Origin of the sequence: Candidatus Accumulibacter sp. ACC007 (genome assembly GCF_907163205.1) — a bacterium.
Taxonomy (GTDB): Bacteria; Pseudomonadota; Gammaproteobacteria; order Burkholderiales; family Rhodocyclaceae; genus Accumulibacter; species Accumulibacter regalis.
The window spans coordinates 1,723,205-1,739,250 of record NZ_CAJQUD010000001.1 but is presented as its reverse complement, the minus strand read 5'-3'; the positions used below and the strand labels follow the sequence as shown (position 1 = coordinate 1,739,250).

Genomic DNA, 16,046 nt, shown 5'->3' with positions numbered 1-16,046 from the left:
ACACCGTAGCAACTTTTCGCTATGGTTTCGCCTATGGATATGGCGAAGCGGCTGTGGGAAGGTGATGCCCTGGCGTACGTACGGGAAATGGCCGCGCGTATCGGCATGACGCGCACGCGCTTGTCGCAAGTCGTTTGCGAAGCCTTCGATTTTCGGGACCCCTTGGGGCGCTTGCGCGAGATGACGTGTCGCAAAGTTCTGGCGAAGATGGCAGCGCGGGGGGATGTCGTTCTGCCGGGGACGCAGCGCAGCATTCCAGCGCGAGGAGCGCTGGCCGTGGTGGAGAGCGGCGCGGTGACCTGCGAGTTGGCCGAACTGGGTCGGGTCGAGCTGGTCGACGTTACCGGTGAGGCAGCGCTGTCGCCGGTGTGGAATGGCCTCATGGACACTCACCACGAACTGGGCAGTGGCCCGTTGTGTGGCGCACAGTTGCGCTATCTGATTCGCTGCGAGCACTTCGGCTGGCTCGGTGGTCTGGCCTTCTCGGCGGCCGCCCGCCGTCTGGCAGACCGAGAAGCCTGGCTGGGCTGGAGCGAGGACGAGCGTCGTGAGCAACTCCAGCACGTGGCCTGCAATTCGCGCTTTCTCATTCTTCCCGGGATTCGCGTGCCCAACCTGGCTTCGCATGTGCTTGGCTTGGCCGTCCGACGCTTGGTCCGTGACTGGCCGAAGCGTTACGGTATCGCCCTGTGGGCGCTCGAGACCTTCGTTGCCCCGCCGCGTCTGGGCACGAGCTACCGCGCCGCGAACTGGCGCGAGATCGGGGAAAGCCGCGGTCGTGGCCGGCAGGACGGCCAGCATACGGCCGAGCGGACAAGGAAGCGGGTGTTTCTCCATCTCATCGAGCCGCGCCGCTTTCCGCGTGCCGGACCGCCCGCGACACCAGAGACCGATTGGGCTGCCGCGGAGTTTGCGGGCCTTGAACTGGACGCGCGTTTGCAGCGTCGTACAGTGGCCCTGGCGCGCCGCTTTCAGGCCCGTCCGACGGCCAGCCTGCCGCAGGCCTGCGAAGGCCACCTGGCCGAGCTCAGAGGCGCTTATCGCTTGTTCCAGCACGAGAAGGTCACCATCGATACCCTGCTTGCTCCTCATTATCAGGCCACCCAGGCACGCGCTGCCCAGGAACCGCTGGTCCTGGCGGCCGTCGACAGCTCGGCGTTAAATTACTCGGCTCATCCGGCCACCGACGGGCTGGGACTGATCGGCACGACGGTCAATGGGCCGGTCGGACTGTGGCTGCATGAGACCCTGGTCTTTACGCCCAGTGGCGTCCCGCTCGGGCTGATCGACGTCCAGCATTGGCGGCGTGACCCGGCGGAGCATGGCAAGAAGCGCACGCGCAAGAAGCGGCCGATCGAAGAAAAAGAAAGCGGCAAATGGCTCAAGAGCTTCGACCGGATAGAGGCCGCCCAGCGCGCTTGTCCGCAAACCCGATGGGTGATGGTCGCCGACCGCGAGTCGGACATCTATGAATTCTTTGTCAAGGCCAGCGACGCCACGGCCGGCGTGCTGGTCCGGGCGCAGACAAACCGCCATCTGTGCTCGGACGAGCAGGCGCATCTGTGGCCGGCCCTGGCCGCCGCGCCGGTCGCCGGAACCTTCACCGTGCAAGTCGCGGCCGGCAATGGCAGGCCAGCGCGCGAGGCCACCCTCACCGTGCGTGTGCAGGCCGTCACCCTCAAACCGCCACGCGACCAGACGCGACTGGGAAACGTGCCGGTGTCGGCCATCTGGGCGCACGAAGAACATCCGCCCGAGGGCAGCTCTGCCCTGGAATGGATGCTGCTGACCACCGTGCCGACCCGTACCTTCGATGAAGCCTGTAGCCGTATCGAGTGGTATTGTCGCCGCTGGGGAATCGAGATTTATCACCGCACGCTGAAAAGCGGCTGCCGCATCGAGGACCGCCAACTCGGCTCGGCCAAATCACTGAAGGCCTGTCTGGCGATCGACATGGTCGTTGCCTGGCGGATCTTCCACCTCGTCCATCTCTCCCGCCAGCACCCCGACTTGCCCTGCACCACCTATTTCGATGACGATCACTGGAAGGCGCTCTACGGCTTCGTGCACCGCACGCCCATCCCCCCGGACACGCCACCGACTCTTCATCAGGCGGTGCAAATGGTCGCTCGCCTCGGTGGTTTCCTCGGCCGTAAGAGCGACGGCGAACCCGGCGCTCAAGTCCTCTGGATCGGCATCCAGCGACTCGATGACCTGACCAGCATGTACCGCGTCTTCGCTACACCTCCACCACAAGCTCCTTGAGCCCCGCGCCAACCCATGCCCAGTCACCTTACAGACCAGCGTAATAACAACTCGCTACCGTCTGCTGGCACGATGTGGGTAAGGGTAAGCAGAACCGGGGGGGGGGGGGGGGATTAACGCTGCTGACTGAATTTGCTAGGGTTTGGGCCGGCCAATTGATGTCGTCACACCGAGTATGCTTCAGGGGCAAGGGCCAGCGAAGTGACGGAGGGCCAAGTCTTCACTTTTGCCTTGGCTAAGGTAGGGTTTCACGCAGTAGGGATTATAAGAATGCCAGCGGCGGCTTGGTTTCAAGCGGCTGTCAGGGTCGCTGAAAGTCTCATCAGGAATGCAGCGCTGCACCATACTCCGGTGATCAGCAAAATCGAGGGCGGCGACGATCTCGTCTCGCTGCGGCGCGAGGTTTGGGGTCTATGCCGTTTTGTGTGGAACCTGCCTCCAGACGCCCTCGATCGCCACCGATGCAGGGCAACCCCAAGCCGCATCGCCGCGCGCGTTGATGGCGCTGTCAAGGGCGGGCGAAGCCCGGCGAAGCGAACCCTTTACTGCGTCAGAAACGCTAATACGCTCAAGGGCTTGGGGCTGGTTGCGGCTTCTCGCGGCCAGCTCCCGAGCCCGTCCGGCGGCGAGGACTTCCCCGCCCTCGGGGCGGGGTTAGGGGTGGGGCGCCCGAAGGGCTCAGCTGGGGGGACCCGGGCACCGTTCCACACGAAACGGACTAAACCCGAGGTTTGCAGCCCTGCTGTCAAGGCGCTTTTCCGGTAGTCCGGCGAGCTGCGGAGTGAGCACGACGTTGTGTTCTCCCGCGACCTCGAATACGGGAGCGAGCGTCTGAGCAGCTTGCCGATCATCGCCCCAGCCGGTCCGCAGTGATGCTGAGATTGGTCGCCTTCTTCGGAGCCTGGGTGGTTGTAGGCGGCGTGCATTTTCCGGCGCCCTGTTCGTGATGCGCATGGTCTATGCGCATCACGATGTGCAAGCGGAGGAACGTGGCGGAGTTCCGGCGCGGCCTCGTCCTTGCGTCAGACGTTGAACAGGAAGTTCAGCACATCGCCGTCCTTGACGACGTATTCCTTGCCTTCGGCACGCATCTTTCCGGCTTCCTTGGCGCCCTGTTCGCCCTTGTAGGTGATGAAGTCGGCGAGGGCGATGGTCTGGGCGCGGATGAAGCCTCTTTCGAAGTCGGTGTGGATGACGCCGGCCGCCTGCGGGGCGGTGTCGCCGACATGGATGGTCCAGGCGCGGACTTCCTTGACGCCAGCAGTGAAGTAGGTCTGCAGGCCGAGCAGCTGGTAGCCGACGCGGATCAGGCGGTTGAGGCCGGGCTCTTCGAGTCCGAGGTCGGCGAGGAAGGCGTGCTTGTCCTCGTCTTCCAGATCGGCAAGCTCGGCTTCGATCTTGGCGCAGAGGGCGACCACCGGCGCGCCTTCTTTGACCGCATGGGCGCGCAGGCTATCGAGATGGGGGTTGTTCTCGAATCCGTCCTCGAGGACATTGCCGACGTACATCGTCGGTTTGATGGTCAGCAGGCAGAGCGGCTTGAGCAGTGTTTTTTCGTCGCTGGAAAGCGTCAGCGTGCGCGCCGGATGGCCTTCGTTGAGGTGCGGCAGCAGGCGTTCGAGAACGGAGACCAGTTGCTGCGCTTCCTTGTCGCCCGAGCGCGCTTTCTTGCTGTCGCGGTTGAGCGTACGTTCGACGGCGGCGAGGTCGGCGAGCGCCAGCTCGGTCATGATCGTTTCGATGTCCGAGAGTGGGTCGACGCGGCCGGAAACATGGACGACGTTTTCGTCGTCGAAGCAGCGCACGACATTGACAATGGCGTCGGTCTCGCGGATGTTGGCCAGAAACTGGTTGCCAAGGCCTTCGCCTTTCGAGGCGCCGGCAACCAGCCCGGCGATATCGACAAACTCGACGATCGCCGGCTGTACCCGCTGCGGTTTGACGATGGCGGTCAACTGCGCGAGGCGCGGATCGGGCACTTCGACGATGCCGACGTTGGGCTCGATGGTGCAGAAGGGGTAGTTCTCGGCGGCGATTCCCGCTTTGGTCAGGGCATTGAAGAGGGTCGATTTGCCGACGTTGGGCAGGCCGACGATACCGCATTTGAGGCTCATGCTCGGATTCCTATGGTGAGACGGTCTTGACGTGCAGCTGTCGTTGCGCGGCCGCGTAATCGCCGGCGGCGAGGTCGGGCCAGGCGAGCAGACAGCGGTCGAGGGCGCGGTCGATCAGCTCCTGCTCTTCGCGCCGGGGTGCCTTGAGGACGTAGTTGACGACTTCGGCGCGCTCGCCGGGATGGCCGATGCCCAGTCGCAGGCGCCAGAAATCGGGCGTCGCCAGGCGCGCCTGGATGTCTTTCAGACCGTTGTGCCCGCCGTTGCCGCCGCCCTGCTTGAGGCGGATGCTGCCCGGTTCGAGGTCGAGGTCGTCATGGACGACCAGCGTTTCGTCGGCGGCGATCTTGTAGAAGCGCGCCAGCGCAGCAACCGCCTGGCCGGAGAGGTTCATGAAGGTCATCGGCTGCAGCAGCCACAGTTCTCCCCGGCGGGAGGCGCGGCCGAGGAACTTCCCCTGCGCCGTCAGCGGTGCCTGCAGGCGAGCGGCGAGCTGGTCGACGAACCAGAAGCCGACATTGTGCCGGTTATCCTCGTATTGGCCGCCGGGGTTGCCTAGGCCGACAATCAGGCGGGGTGGGGGCATGACATCGATGGCATGGGTCAAAGAAAAGACCGCCGTGGGCAGCGAGTGCCGGACGGCGGCCTGGGTCTGGCTGGACGCCGGGCTGCTGGCCTAGTCGTCCTTCTCGTCCTTCTCTTCCTCGGCGGCTGCCTCGGCGCCTTCCTCTTCTTCGCCTTCGACCTCCTCCTCCTCGACGACCTTCGGAGCGATGATCGAGACGACGACCTGGTCGTCGCCGGAAACCACCGGAGTGACCTTGTCCGGGAAGACGAGTTCGGAAATGTGGATCATGTCGCCGAGCGCGAGTTCCTTCAGGTCGACTTCGATGAACGCCGGCAGGTGCTGCGGCAGGCAGCTGACTTCGATATCGTTCAGCGCCGCGGCGACGGCGCCGCCTTCAAGCTTGACGCCTGGAGCGATTTCGCCGTTCAGGAAGTGCAGCGGAATGCGCTGATGGATGGCATGCGTGGCATCGACGCGCAGGAAGTCGCAGTGCAGAACGAGCGGCTTCCAGGGGTGCACCTGGGCGTCACGCAGCAAGGCCTGCTGGCGCTGGCCATCGAGCTTGAGCGTCAGAACCGACGAGCGAAAGCCTTCCTTGCGCAGGCTGAGCAGGATTTCGTTGTGGTCGATGTCGATCATCTGCGGGTCGGCCGTGCCACCGTAGACGATGGCCGGGACCCGGTTTTCGCGGCGCAGGCGGCGGCTCGCTCCGGACCCCTGCAAAGTGCGCTTGCGCGCTTCAATTTCAAACTTCATGGACAGCTCCTGGTTGATACAAAAGCCCCGCCCGCGACCAGGCGAGGGGTTGGGAAATGCTTCTGATGCTTTGTTCGCGTAGCGTTGCCTGCGCCGCGCCCGCTGCCCTATTCGATGAACAGGGACGAAACCGAATCCTCGTTGCTGATGCGGCGAATAGTCTCGGCCATCACTTCGGCGACCGACAGCTGTCGTATGCGTGGTGAATTCTTTGCGTCGTCACGCAGGGGAATGGTATCGGTGACCACCAGTTCATCGAGATCGGAGGCGTTGATCCGCGCCACTGCCTGGCCGGAAAGGACCGGGTGGACGCAGTAGGCGAGGACGTGCCGGGCGCCGTGCTCCTTGAGCGCGGTCGCCGCTTTGCAGAGCGTCCCGGCGGTGTCGACCAGGTCGTCCATGATCACGCAGGTTCGTCCCTGGACTTCGCCGATGATGTTCATCACTTCCGAAACGTTGGCCTTCGGGCGCCGCTTGTCGATGATCGCCAGGTCGCACTCGAGACGCTTGGCCAGCGCGCGTGCGCGCACCACCCCGCCGACATCGGGCGAGACGACCATCAGGTGGTCGAAGTCCTTCTTCCAGACGTCGCCGAGCATGATCGGCAGCGAATAGATGTTATCGACCGGGATGTTGAAAAAACCCTGGATCTGCTCGGTGTGCAGGTCCATGGTCAAAACGCGGTGTACGCCGGCAGCGGCGAGCAGGTCGGCGACCAGCTTGGCGGCGATGGGCACCCGCGCCGAGCGCACGCGGCGATCCTGGCGGGCATAGCCGAAATACGGGATGGCGGCGGTGATGCGGGCCGCCGAGGCGCGCTTGAGCGCGTCGACCATCACCAGCAGCTCCATCAGGTTCTCGTTGGTCGGCGCGCAGGTCGATTGCAGGATGAACACGTCCATTCCGCGCACGTGCTCCTGAATCTCGACGCTGATTTCACCGTCGGAAAAGCGACCAACCTGTGCTCGGCCGAGCGAGATGTTGAGGCGCTTGACAACGTCGGCAGCCAATGCAGGGTTGGCGTTGCCGGTGAAAACCATCAGGCTGTCGTAGGCCATGGTGCGCTTTCCAGAGGCGCCGCAGGAGCGGCGCCGTATAAAGCAAGACGGGCAGGTGAGGCAGCCTGCCCGCTTTGACAGAAATGGAGTGGCTGGGGAAGAAGGATTCGAACCTTCGAATGCCGGAATCAAAATCCGGTGCCTTGACCAACTTGGCGACTCCCCAGCTGTCGCTCGCATCGCCTGGCTGGCGAACGAGGCGCGCATTATACCCAGGATTGCTCAGGAAAAGAAGCGCGAAAGCAATAATTCTGCTGACTGGGTATCTCTTACCCGCTCGCCAGCGCACGCAGGGGATGCTCGTCGAGGCCTGCAGCGACCCAGCCACGGAGCTTTGCGGGAAGTTTTCGCAGCGCTGCCTCGGCCTGTTCGGCGCTTTCGAATTCAGCGAAAACGCAGGCACCCGAGCCGCTCATGCGCGCCGGGGCGAAGGCCGACAGGCTGGCGAGGTGCTCGGCAATGACCGGAAAGCGGGCCGCCACGACGGTCTGCAGGTCATTGCCGCCGAACCCGGGGTGCCATTGCTCGGCGCGGATCGGCAAGGAATCGCGCTTCAGCTCCGGAGCGCCAAAGATGGCTGCCGTGGCCACTGCCAGCGGCGGCTCGAGGACCAGGTAGCCGCACGCCGGCAGCTCGACGGCCTGCAATGCTTCGCCGACGCCCTCGGCAAACGCGTTGCGCCCGAAAATGAAGAAGGGCACGTCGGCACCCAGCTGCAGGCCAATTTTCTGCAGCTGTTGGCGAGGCAAATCGAGTTTCCAGAGGTGGTTGAGCGCGAGCAGGACGGTGGCCGCATCCGAACTGCCGCCGCCCAGGCCGCCGCCCATGGGCAGGCGCTTGTCGATACTGATGTCGACGCCCCGGCGGCAGGCGCTCGCCGCCTGCAGCAGGCGCGCGGCGCGAAGCGTAAGGTCGCTCTCCGGCGGCACGCCCGGCAGCGGCGTCGCCAGGTGTATGGCGCCGTCGGCGCGCGGGGCGAAGTGCAGGCGGTCGCCGTGGTCGAGGAAACGAAACAGCGTTTGCAGCAGATGGTAGCCATCGGCTCGCCGACCGACGACGTGCAGGAAGAGGTTGAGCTTGGCCGGCGCGGGATAGGCGCTTTGCCAATCCCAAATCTGGCGGCTGGCGGTCATCGCGGTGATGGCGTCGATGGCCTTGCCAGGGGCAGCCATTGGTCGATGCGCAGGCGAAGTTCGAGGAGCGTCTCGCGCTCGACGAAGAGGCGGCCAGGAAGCGCCTGCGGGTCGTCGCTGTCGTACTCGTAGGCGATTCGCCAGTCTTCGTAGTGCAAGCGCGAAGGACGGCTCCAGGCGTCGACGGCCATCACCCCGCCCTGCGGGCTGCGCCCGCGTACCCAGTCGGCCAGCTTGTCCAGGGGCAGCGGGTAACCGAGGACGGCCTGCAGCAGCTCGTCGGCGCTGGCCGCGCCTTGTGTCTTTCCGTCAGCACTGGTCAGGCGGGCGCCCGCAGCGTTGCTGACGATTTCGGCCATGCCTTGTCCGAGCGGGGACGAAAGGAGCAGCTCGTCGCCGTCGTCGGCGTGTCGCCAATCGAGCCGGCCGGTGTAGCTTTGCTCCTCCTGGCGCAGAGAGAAGCGGCCGGCGAGCGAGAAGTCCTGCAGCTCATCGCGCTGGGCAGGCAAGGGCAGGCCGGCAGGCGCGGGCGCGGTGCTGCACGCGGTCAGTGCGGTCAGCGCGAGCACCAGCATCGCGGAGAGCAGCGCGCGACGAGGGTCGAGCCTGGGCGTGCCCGCTGCCGGAGAGAGCGAAGTCAGGGTCAGGGCGCGAACCTCTGCAGCACTTCCTTGATCTCCTCGCTTTCCGGATGCCGCTTGAGTGCCTCATTCCAGGTGCGCAGCGCCTCGTCCCGGCGCTCGAGTACCCACAGGACTTCCCCGATGTGTGCGGCAATCTCGGCGTCGGGGCGCTGCGCGTAAGCGCGCTCCAGATGGCTCAGCGCGCCATTGAGGTCCCCCTGGCGAAAAAGTACCCAGCCCATGCTGTCGAGAATGAAGGGGTCGTTGGGCGCCAGCTTGAGCGCCGTTTCGATCAATTGACGGGCTTCGGCCAGCCGCGTGTTGCGATCGGCGTATGAGTAACCGAGTGCGTTGTAGGCCTGCGCGCTGTCCGGTTGCAGGGCGATCAGCCTGCGCAGACGGCTTTCCATGACTTCCAGGCGGCCGAGTCGCTCGGCCAGCAATGCCGACTCGTAGAGCAACTCGGGCTGATCGGTTTGCTCGCCCAACTCGTGCTCCAGCAAAGCCAGGGCGGCGGCTGTCTGTTTGGCGTCACGCAGCAGTGTCGCTTCGGCGATCAACATCTGCACGCGCACTTGCGGCTCTCTCGCCGCCGCCGCGTGGAGCTGGCTTCTCGCCTCGTCGAGTTTGCCCTGCCGGGCAAGAATGGCAGCGCTGCGGATCTGCGCCGGGAGATAGTGTTCGCCAGGGCCAACGTGCTGATAGTAGGCCAGCGCCTGGTCGCCACGCCGGCTTTCCTCGGCGATCTGGCCAAGGTAATAGAAAGGCGCGCTCTTGTCCGGGAAGTCGAGGGTTATCAGGTGCTTGAGTTGCTCTTCGGCAAGCTTCGTGTCGTCTTCCTGGAGGGCAAGGATAGCCACCGGGAAGACGACGTCCGGGTTGTTCGGGTAGGCCTGCAGCAATTGCTCGAAGATGCGTTTGGCCTCGGCATAGCGTTTTTCGCCAACCAGGGCACGTGCCAGGTGAAGCTGTGCGTCGCGCGCCTCCGGATTCCTGTCGACAAAGCTTTGCAGCGAAGCGATGCCTTCGGCCGGTGATTGGCGCGTCAGCAACTGCGCTTCCAGCATCGCGCCGATCTGCCAATCCCGACGCAGCGCCATCGCCTGTCGTACCTCGGCCAGCGCGCGCTCGTTTTCACCGGCAGAACTGGCTGCGACGGCGATCGCGTAGTGCGCTTCGGGAAGGTCCGGAAAATGGCTGCCGATCTGGGTGATCAATTGCAGGACGGCCTTGCGATCCGGGCTGCGGGCAAACATCCGATTGAGCGCCAGCAGATTGCCGGGGAGTGCCGGCTGGTCGGCCTCGAGCATGTTGATCAACTGGGGCGCCAGTCCGGCGAGCTGATTGGTCAGCACCAGTACGCCGACGAGGACCTGCTGCGCACGTTTCGAGTCCGGCTCGATCTGCACCCACAGGCGTGCGAGCTCGAGGACGCGATCGAAACGGCGCGCGTAACCGGCTACCTCGATGGCCCTTTCGAGGATTCCGGGGTCGCGCGTGCGCACTGCCAGGTCGGCGTAGGCCTGGCTGGCGAACTCGCTGCGACCGCGCTGCAAGGCTACTTCGGCGAGCAGTACCTGGTAGACGATCTGGCCGGTCAGCTCGGTGCTGTCGGTGGCCTCGGGATGCGGTGCGAGCGCCGGTGGCAAAGCACTCTTCGGCGCACGCTTGCTCGCCTTGTTCTGCTTCGTCGCTTTGTTCTGCGCGGCGGGCGCTGCCTCGTTGGCCGCCTGGGCGGGCATGCCGAGGGCGAGCGACAGCGAGACGCAGAGGAGAGTGCTGATGATCGGTTTCATGGTTTCCTTGCTTGCTGCAAACGGTTGCAGGAGCTGACGGGGGAGATTGCGTCATAATTCCTGCTGCGCATGTTATGGACTTTTCGGGGTAGCAGCAATGCCGGAACTGCCTGAAGTCGAAGTGAGTCGCCAGGGTTTGCTTCCCTATCTGCCCGGGCGACGCCTGGTCGGTGCGGTCGTGCGCACGCCGGCCTTGCGTCACGCGATCCCGCTCGGCCTCGATGCGCGGCTCGCCGGCCTGCGTGTTGACGCCATTCTGCGGCGCGGCAAGTATCTGCTGCTCGACTGCGCCAGCAGTCGCGGCGGCGGTTGGCTGCTGATCCACCTCGGCATGTCGGGCAGTCTGCGCCTCGTGCCGCCGGCGACGCCGGCGCAGAAGCACGACCACGTGGACCTGCTTTTCAAGCATACCGTTCTGCGCCTGCGCGACCCACGCCGCTTCGGTGCGCTGCTCTGGCACGAAGGTGTCGACGTCGAAGCCCATCCGGCGCTCGCTGTGCTGGGTCGAGAACCGCTGGCCGATGGCTTCTGCGGCGAGTGGCTTTATGCTGCCACGCGCGGGCGGCGGATGCCGGTGAAGCCGCTGCTGATGGACAGCCACCTGGTCGTTGGTATCGGTAACATCTATGCCGCCGAAAGCCTTTTTCGCGCCGGTATTTCACCGCTGCGTCGTGCCGGCAGGATCAGCCTGCAGCGCTACCGGGTGCTGGCGGAGGCGATTCGTGCGACGCTTGCCGCGTCGATCGCTGCCGGCGGCAGCACGGTTCGCGACTACGTGCACAGCGATGGCGGTGCCGGTTGCTTCCAGCTTTCCTGCGCAGTCTATGATCGCCAGGGCGAGCCTTGCCCGGTTTGTGCGACGCCGATACGGGTGCTTCGTCAGGCCGGTCGATCGACTTTCTACTGTCCGGCGTGCCAGCGTTGACCGCCGGCGCCACCGGTCTTTCGCGGTCGCTATGCCATGTCACTGATTGCTCTGGCTTTTGTGATAGAGTCCAAACCTTCTTCCTGAGCTGGAACTGGTCATGACGCTTGCTCAACATCTTGCCGCCTATAGCGAATGGCGTTGCGAGCTCTCCACTGCCCTGGCGAGGTTTGCTGGCTGGCTCGTCGAGAACGAGCTTACCGATGCCCAGACTGATCGACGAATTTCGCAACTGCTCGACAAACTGCGTGAAGATCGCCTGCATGTGGCATTTGTCGCGGAATTCTCACGCGGCAAGTCGGAACTGATCAACGCCATTTTTTTTGCCGATTACGGTAATCGAATTCTGCCTTCGACCGCAGGTCGCACGACGATGTGTCCGACCGAACTGATGTTCGACGCCAGCAAGGCGCCGTCGATCGAGTTGTTGCCGATCGAGTGTCGCGAGTCGAATACCAGTATCAGCGAGTACAAGCGCTTTCCCGACGAATGGACCGTTCTCCCGCTTGATACCGCTTCGGCGGGGTCGATGCAGGAGGCGCTTCGGCACGTCGGCGAAGTCATCCGGGTGGACCGCAAGGTCGCGGAACGCCTCGGTTTCACGATCGTGGACGGCGATACGGCCGTTTTCCGCGTCGATCACGACGGCAGCGTCGAGATTCCCCGCTGGCGGCACGCAATCATCAATTTCCCGCACCCCCTGCTGCAGCAAGGGCTGGTGATTCTCGACACGCCGGGCCTCAATGCGATCGGTACCGAGCCGGAACTGACCTTGTCACTGCTTCCCAACGCGCACGCCGTGCTCTTCATCCTGGCTGCCGACACTGGCGTCACGCAGTCCGATCTGACCGTCTGGCGAGACCACATCGGCAGCGCGGGTCGGCGCAAGAAAGGCCGCATCGTCGTTCTCAACAAGATCGACAGCCTGTGGGACGAACTCAAGTCGCCGCAGGAGATCGACGCTGAAGTGGCCAGGCAGGTCGACAGCTGCGCGTGGACACTGGACCTGCCGGAAAGCCAGATCTTTCCCGTTTCGGCCCAGAAGGCGCTGCTCGCCAAGATCAACGACGATCAGCCGCTGCTCGCGCGCAGTCGGCTGTTAGAGCTTGAGCGCGCGCTTACCGACGAGCTGATCCCGGCCAAGCAGGAAATCGTTCGTGACAACACCGACAGCGAGTTCGCCGATTGCTACTTGCGCACGCGCAGCCTGCTCGACTCGCGCCTGCTTGGCTTGCGCGAGCAACTCGTCGAACTCACCGAGCTGCGCGGCAAGAACAAGGGGGTTGTCGAATACATGATGGGCAAGGTGCGTCTCGAGAAGGAGGAGTTCGAGACGGGCTTGCAGCGCTACTATGCGGTGCGCAGCGTCTTTTCGCAGCTGACCAACAAGCTGTTTGCGCATCTCGGCCTCGATTCCTTGCGCCTGCTGACCAACGGCACGCGTGAAGCGATGGTTGCGGCGACCTTCTCGAAGACGCTATCCACGGCGATGGCGCAGTTTTTCGCCAGTGCGCGTGGCAACCTCGGCAGATCGCACGCTGAGGTCACCGAAATCATGACCATGATGGAGGTCATCTACAAGAAGTTCTCCGTCGAGCACGGCCTGAAGCTGGGTACGCCGATCGCATTTTCGCTGCGGCGCTACGAAAAGGAGATCGATCGACTCGACCAGTGGTGCGACACGCATATCAATACCATGTTCCAGTTATTGACTCACGAAAAGTCGCAGCTCACGCAGCGCTTCTTCGAGGAGGTTGCGGTGCAGGTGCGCAAGACTTTCGAGCACGCCAACCGTGATGCGGAGTCATGGCTGAAGGCGATCATGGCGCCGATGGAGATTCAGATTCGCGAGCATCATATCCAGCTGAAGCGCCGCCTGGAGAGCATCAAGCGAATTCACCAGGCGACCGACACGCTGGAAGAGCGTATCGAAGAACTGGTGCACGTCGAGAACAACCTGCTGTCGCAAATGAAGGTGCTGACGGAAATCGGCAACGGGGTTCGTGACGTCTTGCAGCAAACGGTGAGTATCGAGGAAGTGCGCAGCGCCGCCTGAGGTCGGCCCGTCGACTTGGCCGCCGGTAAAGTGTTGCATTCTTGATGGTACTTTTCGCGATCATCACATTGGCGTGGAAGCCGCTGGGTGACTGGATTTCACCTGCTCCATAGTGCTGCCCTGGTCGCCAAATCCGGGCAAGCATTTCCCAGCCCCCGTCGTGGGGCCAGTAAGTGCGTACTATTTCACGTCGCGTTTTCTTACACATCGCCGTCGCCGAGCAGTGCTCAATGGACGGCTGGTGCGCCGGCCAGAAAGGCAAGTGGCTGAATTGCAAGCCACCGTTTCCGATGGATTATTAGTTGGCACGATATTTGCTGTTTGTTGCCCAGGAGTGGCGCGAGAACCCTTGAGCGGTCAGGGGATCTACGCGAACCCTGGCCGACCAGACCCCTGGTCGCTGCCCAATCCAATTATTCGTCAAGGAACAGAAATGCAAGGATCCCTGCTGCGTCCGCAGCTTCTCGCTCCCAAGCAACTCGCAATCATCCTGGCCAGCCTGGGAATGCTGACCTCGCTGCCGGCAGCAGCGACCGTCGTCGACGGGCTCAGCGCCCAGGGCATGGCCCAAGTAGGCGTCACTCCGGTGCAAGTTTCGGGGCCAATTACGAGTCTTCCCTATGCGAGTGCCAATGCCACTGCCAGCGACGCCGATTCGAATGCCAGCGGCGATGCCTGGGGTCACGCCAACGGACCCTACCGCGCGAGCGCCGACGGCGTCGGAGTATTTGACAGCACCGGTCACTTCATCCGCTCGTGGAGCATTACCAACGACAGCGGCGTCGCGCAGCACTATGCTTTCAATTTCTTCATCTACTACGGAAGCATGTTTACCGATCCTGGAGCGGGCGGTACCGGCTACGCCGAATACGCGGTCAATATCAATCGCGACGGTTCGAGCACCCCGCTGTTCAGCAGTAGCGCCCGGATCGCAAGCAATGGCGATCTGACGCGGGGTGGGAGCGAACTGGACGGAGCATCGCATTCGGGTACCTCCTATTCCTGGGGCGGCACCTATGTGAACATTGATCTCGGCATTCTGGGCATTGGCGAGTCGACTAGCGTCGTTTATGATCTGGTCAGTCACGCCTACGGTGATTACACCATTGGCACCGGGTGCAGTGGTGGCGACGGCTATGGCAACGGCAACGGCTATGGCGACGGCTACGGCGACGGCGACGGCTACGGCGATGGTGACGGCGTTGGTGTCGCTCTCGCAGTTTCCCCCTGTACGTATACCGGTTCGTCGTATTCGTCGCTGGGCGATCCGGACAATCTCAATAACACGCCGCTCCCCGGTCCGCCTGCCATTGAGCTTACCGCGGTGCAGGTACCCGAACCTGCCACCGTTGGTTTGCTGGGCATGGGGCTGGCAGCGCTTGGCCTGCGGCGGCGCAGACAGCGCCGCTAGGCGAGCAGGTCTTGAAACGCAACGGGCGCCTGGTGCCCGTTGTTTCCATGAGGAGCAGCGGCTGAATGGCGACCATCGTCTTGAACTGGGAGCTCGGAGCTGCCCTGGGGCACGTCGGGCGCTATCTGACAATCGCCCTCCAGCTCAGGGCGCAGGGACATCGGCCGGTACTGGTTCTGCGCGATATTTCACGTGCGGAGGCCGTTCTTGGTCCGCATGCCATCGAGTTCCTGCAGGCGCCGGTGTGGCTCACTCCCGTACAGGGTCTGCCGCCGGACCTCAACTTCACCGAGACGCTTTTCCGATTCGGCTTCCTCAAGGCGGCCGGGCTGTTGTCCATCGCTCGCGCCTGGCGTTCGCTGTGGACGCTGCTGCAGCCCGACCTGATGCTCTTCGACCACGCCCCGACGGCGCTGCTCGCGGCCCGGGGCTTTGACGTTCCACGCGTGATCGTCGGCAACAGCTTTGCTGTTCCGCCGCGTGTTCGCCCCTTGCCGCGTTACCGCTGGTGGGCCAATGGCGCGGGCGACCATCATCGTCTGGCGGAAACCGAAGAACGCACGACCCGCAATTGCAACGCGGTGCTCAAGGAGCTCGGCGCGCCGCTGATCGCGCAGGTCGCGGATCTCTTCGAAGCGGAGGCGACTTACCTCTGTGCGCGACCGAGACTCGATGTCTATGGCGAGCGAGCCGACGCCAACTATATTGGGCCGGTCAACAGTCTGAGCATGGGCAGCGGGCCGGTTTGGCCTGCGGGCGACGCGCCGCCGGTCTTCGCCTATCTCAAATCGGACTACAAGCACCTCGACGCCGTTCTCGGTGCCATCGGCAAGAGCAGGGCGCGCTATCTGATCTACGCTGCGGGCTTGCCCGAACAATTGCGCAAGCGTCATGAATCCGCGCGTGTCGCCTTCAGTGCCACGCCGCTGCAGATGAGCGAAGTGGTCAAGCAGTGCACAGCGATCATCTGTCACGCTGGGGGCATGAGCGACATTGCGCTCGACCATGGCAAGCCCTTGCTGCTCCTGCCGACGCAGATGGAGCAGACGATGACCAGCCATCGCGTCGAGGCGCTTGGCGCCGGCATCCTGCTGGCGCCCGACGGCAATCCGGCCCTGCTTCCGAAACTGCTCAGGCGGCTCCTGGACGACGAGAGCCTTGCGGCGCGCGCTGTTGAGTACGCGGCGCAGTTGTCCAGCATTGATCAGTCGCTTGCTGTCGGCCGGCTGGTCGAGGGCTGCGAGGCCTTACTTTCCGGTGGCGCCAACGCCGACGCGAAGGCGCGCTCTCAATAGGCGAAGCGAGCAGGCGGCACACTTCCCGCCAGCCCACCAAGGCGAT

The 16,046-nt window shown here is 63.9% G+C and carries 12 protein-coding genes and 1 tRNA gene; 5 read left to right on the top strand and 8 right to left on the bottom strand.

What is annotated here, in order from left to right:
• Positions 1-33 precede the first annotated feature (33 nt).
• Positions 34-2,265, top strand: a complete 2,232-nt coding sequence (locus tag QZ634_RS07500) for an IS4 family transposase (RefSeq protein WP_291984831.1) — start codon at positions 34-36, stop codon at positions 2,263-2,265.
• Between the two features lie 1,022 nt (positions 2,266-3,287).
• Here the strand turns inward: QZ634_RS07500 and ychF are convergent.
• From ychF to QZ634_RS07460, 8 genes are all read right to left on the bottom strand, one after another.
• The gene (ychF, locus tag QZ634_RS07495; protein ID WP_291986895.1) at positions 3,288-4,379 is read right to left on the bottom strand and encodes a redox-regulated ATPase YchF; all 1,092 of its coding nucleotides are present in this window, start codon (positions 4,377-4,379) and stop codon (positions 3,288-3,290) included.
• A gap of 10 nt (positions 4,380-4,389) precedes the next feature.
• Entirely contained in the window at positions 4,390-4,965 is a 576-nt protein-coding gene (pth, locus tag QZ634_RS07490; RefSeq protein ID WP_291986893.1) for an aminoacyl-tRNA hydrolase, read from the bottom strand.
• Positions 4,966-5,055: 90 nt separating this feature from the next.
• On the bottom strand, positions 5,056-5,703 hold the full coding sequence (locus QZ634_RS07485) for a 50S ribosomal protein L25/general stress protein Ctc (RefSeq protein ID WP_291986892.1): 648 nt from the start codon (positions 5,701-5,703) through the stop codon (positions 5,056-5,058).
• Positions 5,704-5,810: 107 nt separating this feature from the next.
• A complete protein-coding gene (locus QZ634_RS07480) occupies positions 5,811-6,761 on the bottom strand; it encodes a ribose-phosphate pyrophosphokinase (RefSeq protein ID WP_043563387.1) in 951 nt (316 codons plus the stop codon).
• An 89-nt stretch (positions 6,762-6,850) separates the two neighbouring features.
• Positions 6,851-6,927: transfer RNA gene (locus tag QZ634_RS07475), tRNA-Gln, on the bottom strand.
• A gap of 103 nt (positions 6,928-7,030) precedes the next feature.
• A complete protein-coding gene (gene ispE, locus QZ634_RS07470; RefSeq protein WP_291988075.1) occupies positions 7,031-7,894 on the bottom strand; it encodes a 4-(cytidine 5'-diphospho)-2-C-methyl-D-erythritol kinase in 864 nt (287 codons plus the stop codon).
• Complete coding sequence (lolB, locus tag QZ634_RS07465) at positions 7,891-8,463, bottom strand: lipoprotein insertase outer membrane protein LolB (protein ID WP_291986890.1); 573 nt, start codon at positions 8,461-8,463, stop codon at positions 7,891-7,893. The genes ispE and lolB overlap by 4 nt, the downstream gene beginning before the upstream one ends.
• 74 nt (positions 8,464-8,537) lie before the next feature.
• Positions 8,538-10,313, bottom strand: coding sequence for a tetratricopeptide repeat protein (locus QZ634_RS07460; RefSeq protein ID WP_291986887.1), 1,776 nt, complete (start codon positions 10,311-10,313; stop codon positions 8,538-8,540).
• Between the two features lie 97 nt (positions 10,314-10,410).
• Between QZ634_RS07460 and mutM the strand changes: the two genes are divergently transcribed.
• The 4 genes from mutM (at position 10,411) to QZ634_RS07440 (ending at position 16,000) form a co-directional block, all read left to right on the top strand.
• Positions 10,411-11,238 (top strand): bifunctional DNA-formamidopyrimidine glycosylase/DNA-(apurinic or apyrimidinic site) lyase, encoded by an 828-nt coding sequence (mutM, locus tag QZ634_RS07455; protein ID WP_291986885.1) that lies wholly within the window; start codon positions 10,411-10,413, stop codon positions 11,236-11,238.
• A gap of 100 nt (positions 11,239-11,338) precedes the next feature.
• Entirely contained in the window at positions 11,339-13,294 is a 1,956-nt protein-coding gene (locus tag QZ634_RS07450) for a dynamin family protein (RefSeq protein ID WP_291986883.1), read from the top strand.
• Between the two features lie 433 nt (positions 13,295-13,727).
• A complete protein-coding gene (locus QZ634_RS07445) occupies positions 13,728-14,705 on the top strand; it encodes a PEP-CTERM sorting domain-containing protein (RefSeq protein ID WP_291986881.1) in 978 nt (325 codons plus the stop codon).
• 65 nt (positions 14,706-14,770) lie between these two features.
• A complete protein-coding gene (locus QZ634_RS07440; protein WP_291986878.1) occupies positions 14,771-16,000 on the top strand; it encodes a nucleotide disphospho-sugar-binding domain-containing protein in 1,230 nt (409 codons plus the stop codon).
• Positions 16,001-16,046: the final 46 nt, after the last annotated feature.

Coding starts and splice junctions, on each gene's coding strand:
- QZ634_RS07500 (WP_291984831.1), top strand. CDS start 34: ATGGATATGGCGAAGCGGCTGTGGGAAGGTGATGCCCTGGCGTACGTA.
- pth (WP_291986893.1), bottom strand. CDS start 4,965: ATGCCCCCACCCCGCCTGATTGTCGGCCTAGGCAACCCCGGCGGCCAA.
- ispE (WP_291988075.1), bottom strand. CDS start 7,894: ATGACCGCCAGCCGCCAGATTTGGGATTGGCAAAGCGCCTATCCCGCG.
- QZ634_RS07445 (WP_291986881.1), top strand. CDS start 13,728: ATGCAAGGATCCCTGCTGCGTCCGCAGCTTCTCGCTCCCAAGCAACTC.
- QZ634_RS07485 (WP_291986892.1), bottom strand. CDS start 5,703: ATGAAGTTTGAAATTGAAGCGCGCAAGCGCACTTTGCAGGGGTCCGGA.
- QZ634_RS07480 (WP_043563387.1), bottom strand. CDS start 6,761: ATGGCCTACGACAGCCTGATGGTTTTCACCGGCAACGCCAACCCTGCA.
- ychF (WP_291986895.1), bottom strand. CDS start 4,379: ATGAGCCTCAAATGCGGTATCGTCGGCCTGCCCAACGTCGGCAAATCG.
- QZ634_RS07450 (WP_291986883.1), top strand. CDS start 11,339: ATGACGCTTGCTCAACATCTTGCCGCCTATAGCGAATGGCGTTGCGAG.
- QZ634_RS07460 (WP_291986887.1), bottom strand. CDS start 10,313: ATGAAACCGATCATCAGCACTCTCCTCTGCGTCTCGCTGTCGCTCGCC.
- mutM (WP_291986885.1), top strand. CDS start 10,411: ATGCCGGAACTGCCTGAAGTCGAAGTGAGTCGCCAGGGTTTGCTTCCC.
- QZ634_RS07440 (WP_291986878.1), top strand. CDS start 14,771: ATGGCGACCATCGTCTTGAACTGGGAGCTCGGAGCTGCCCTGGGGCAC.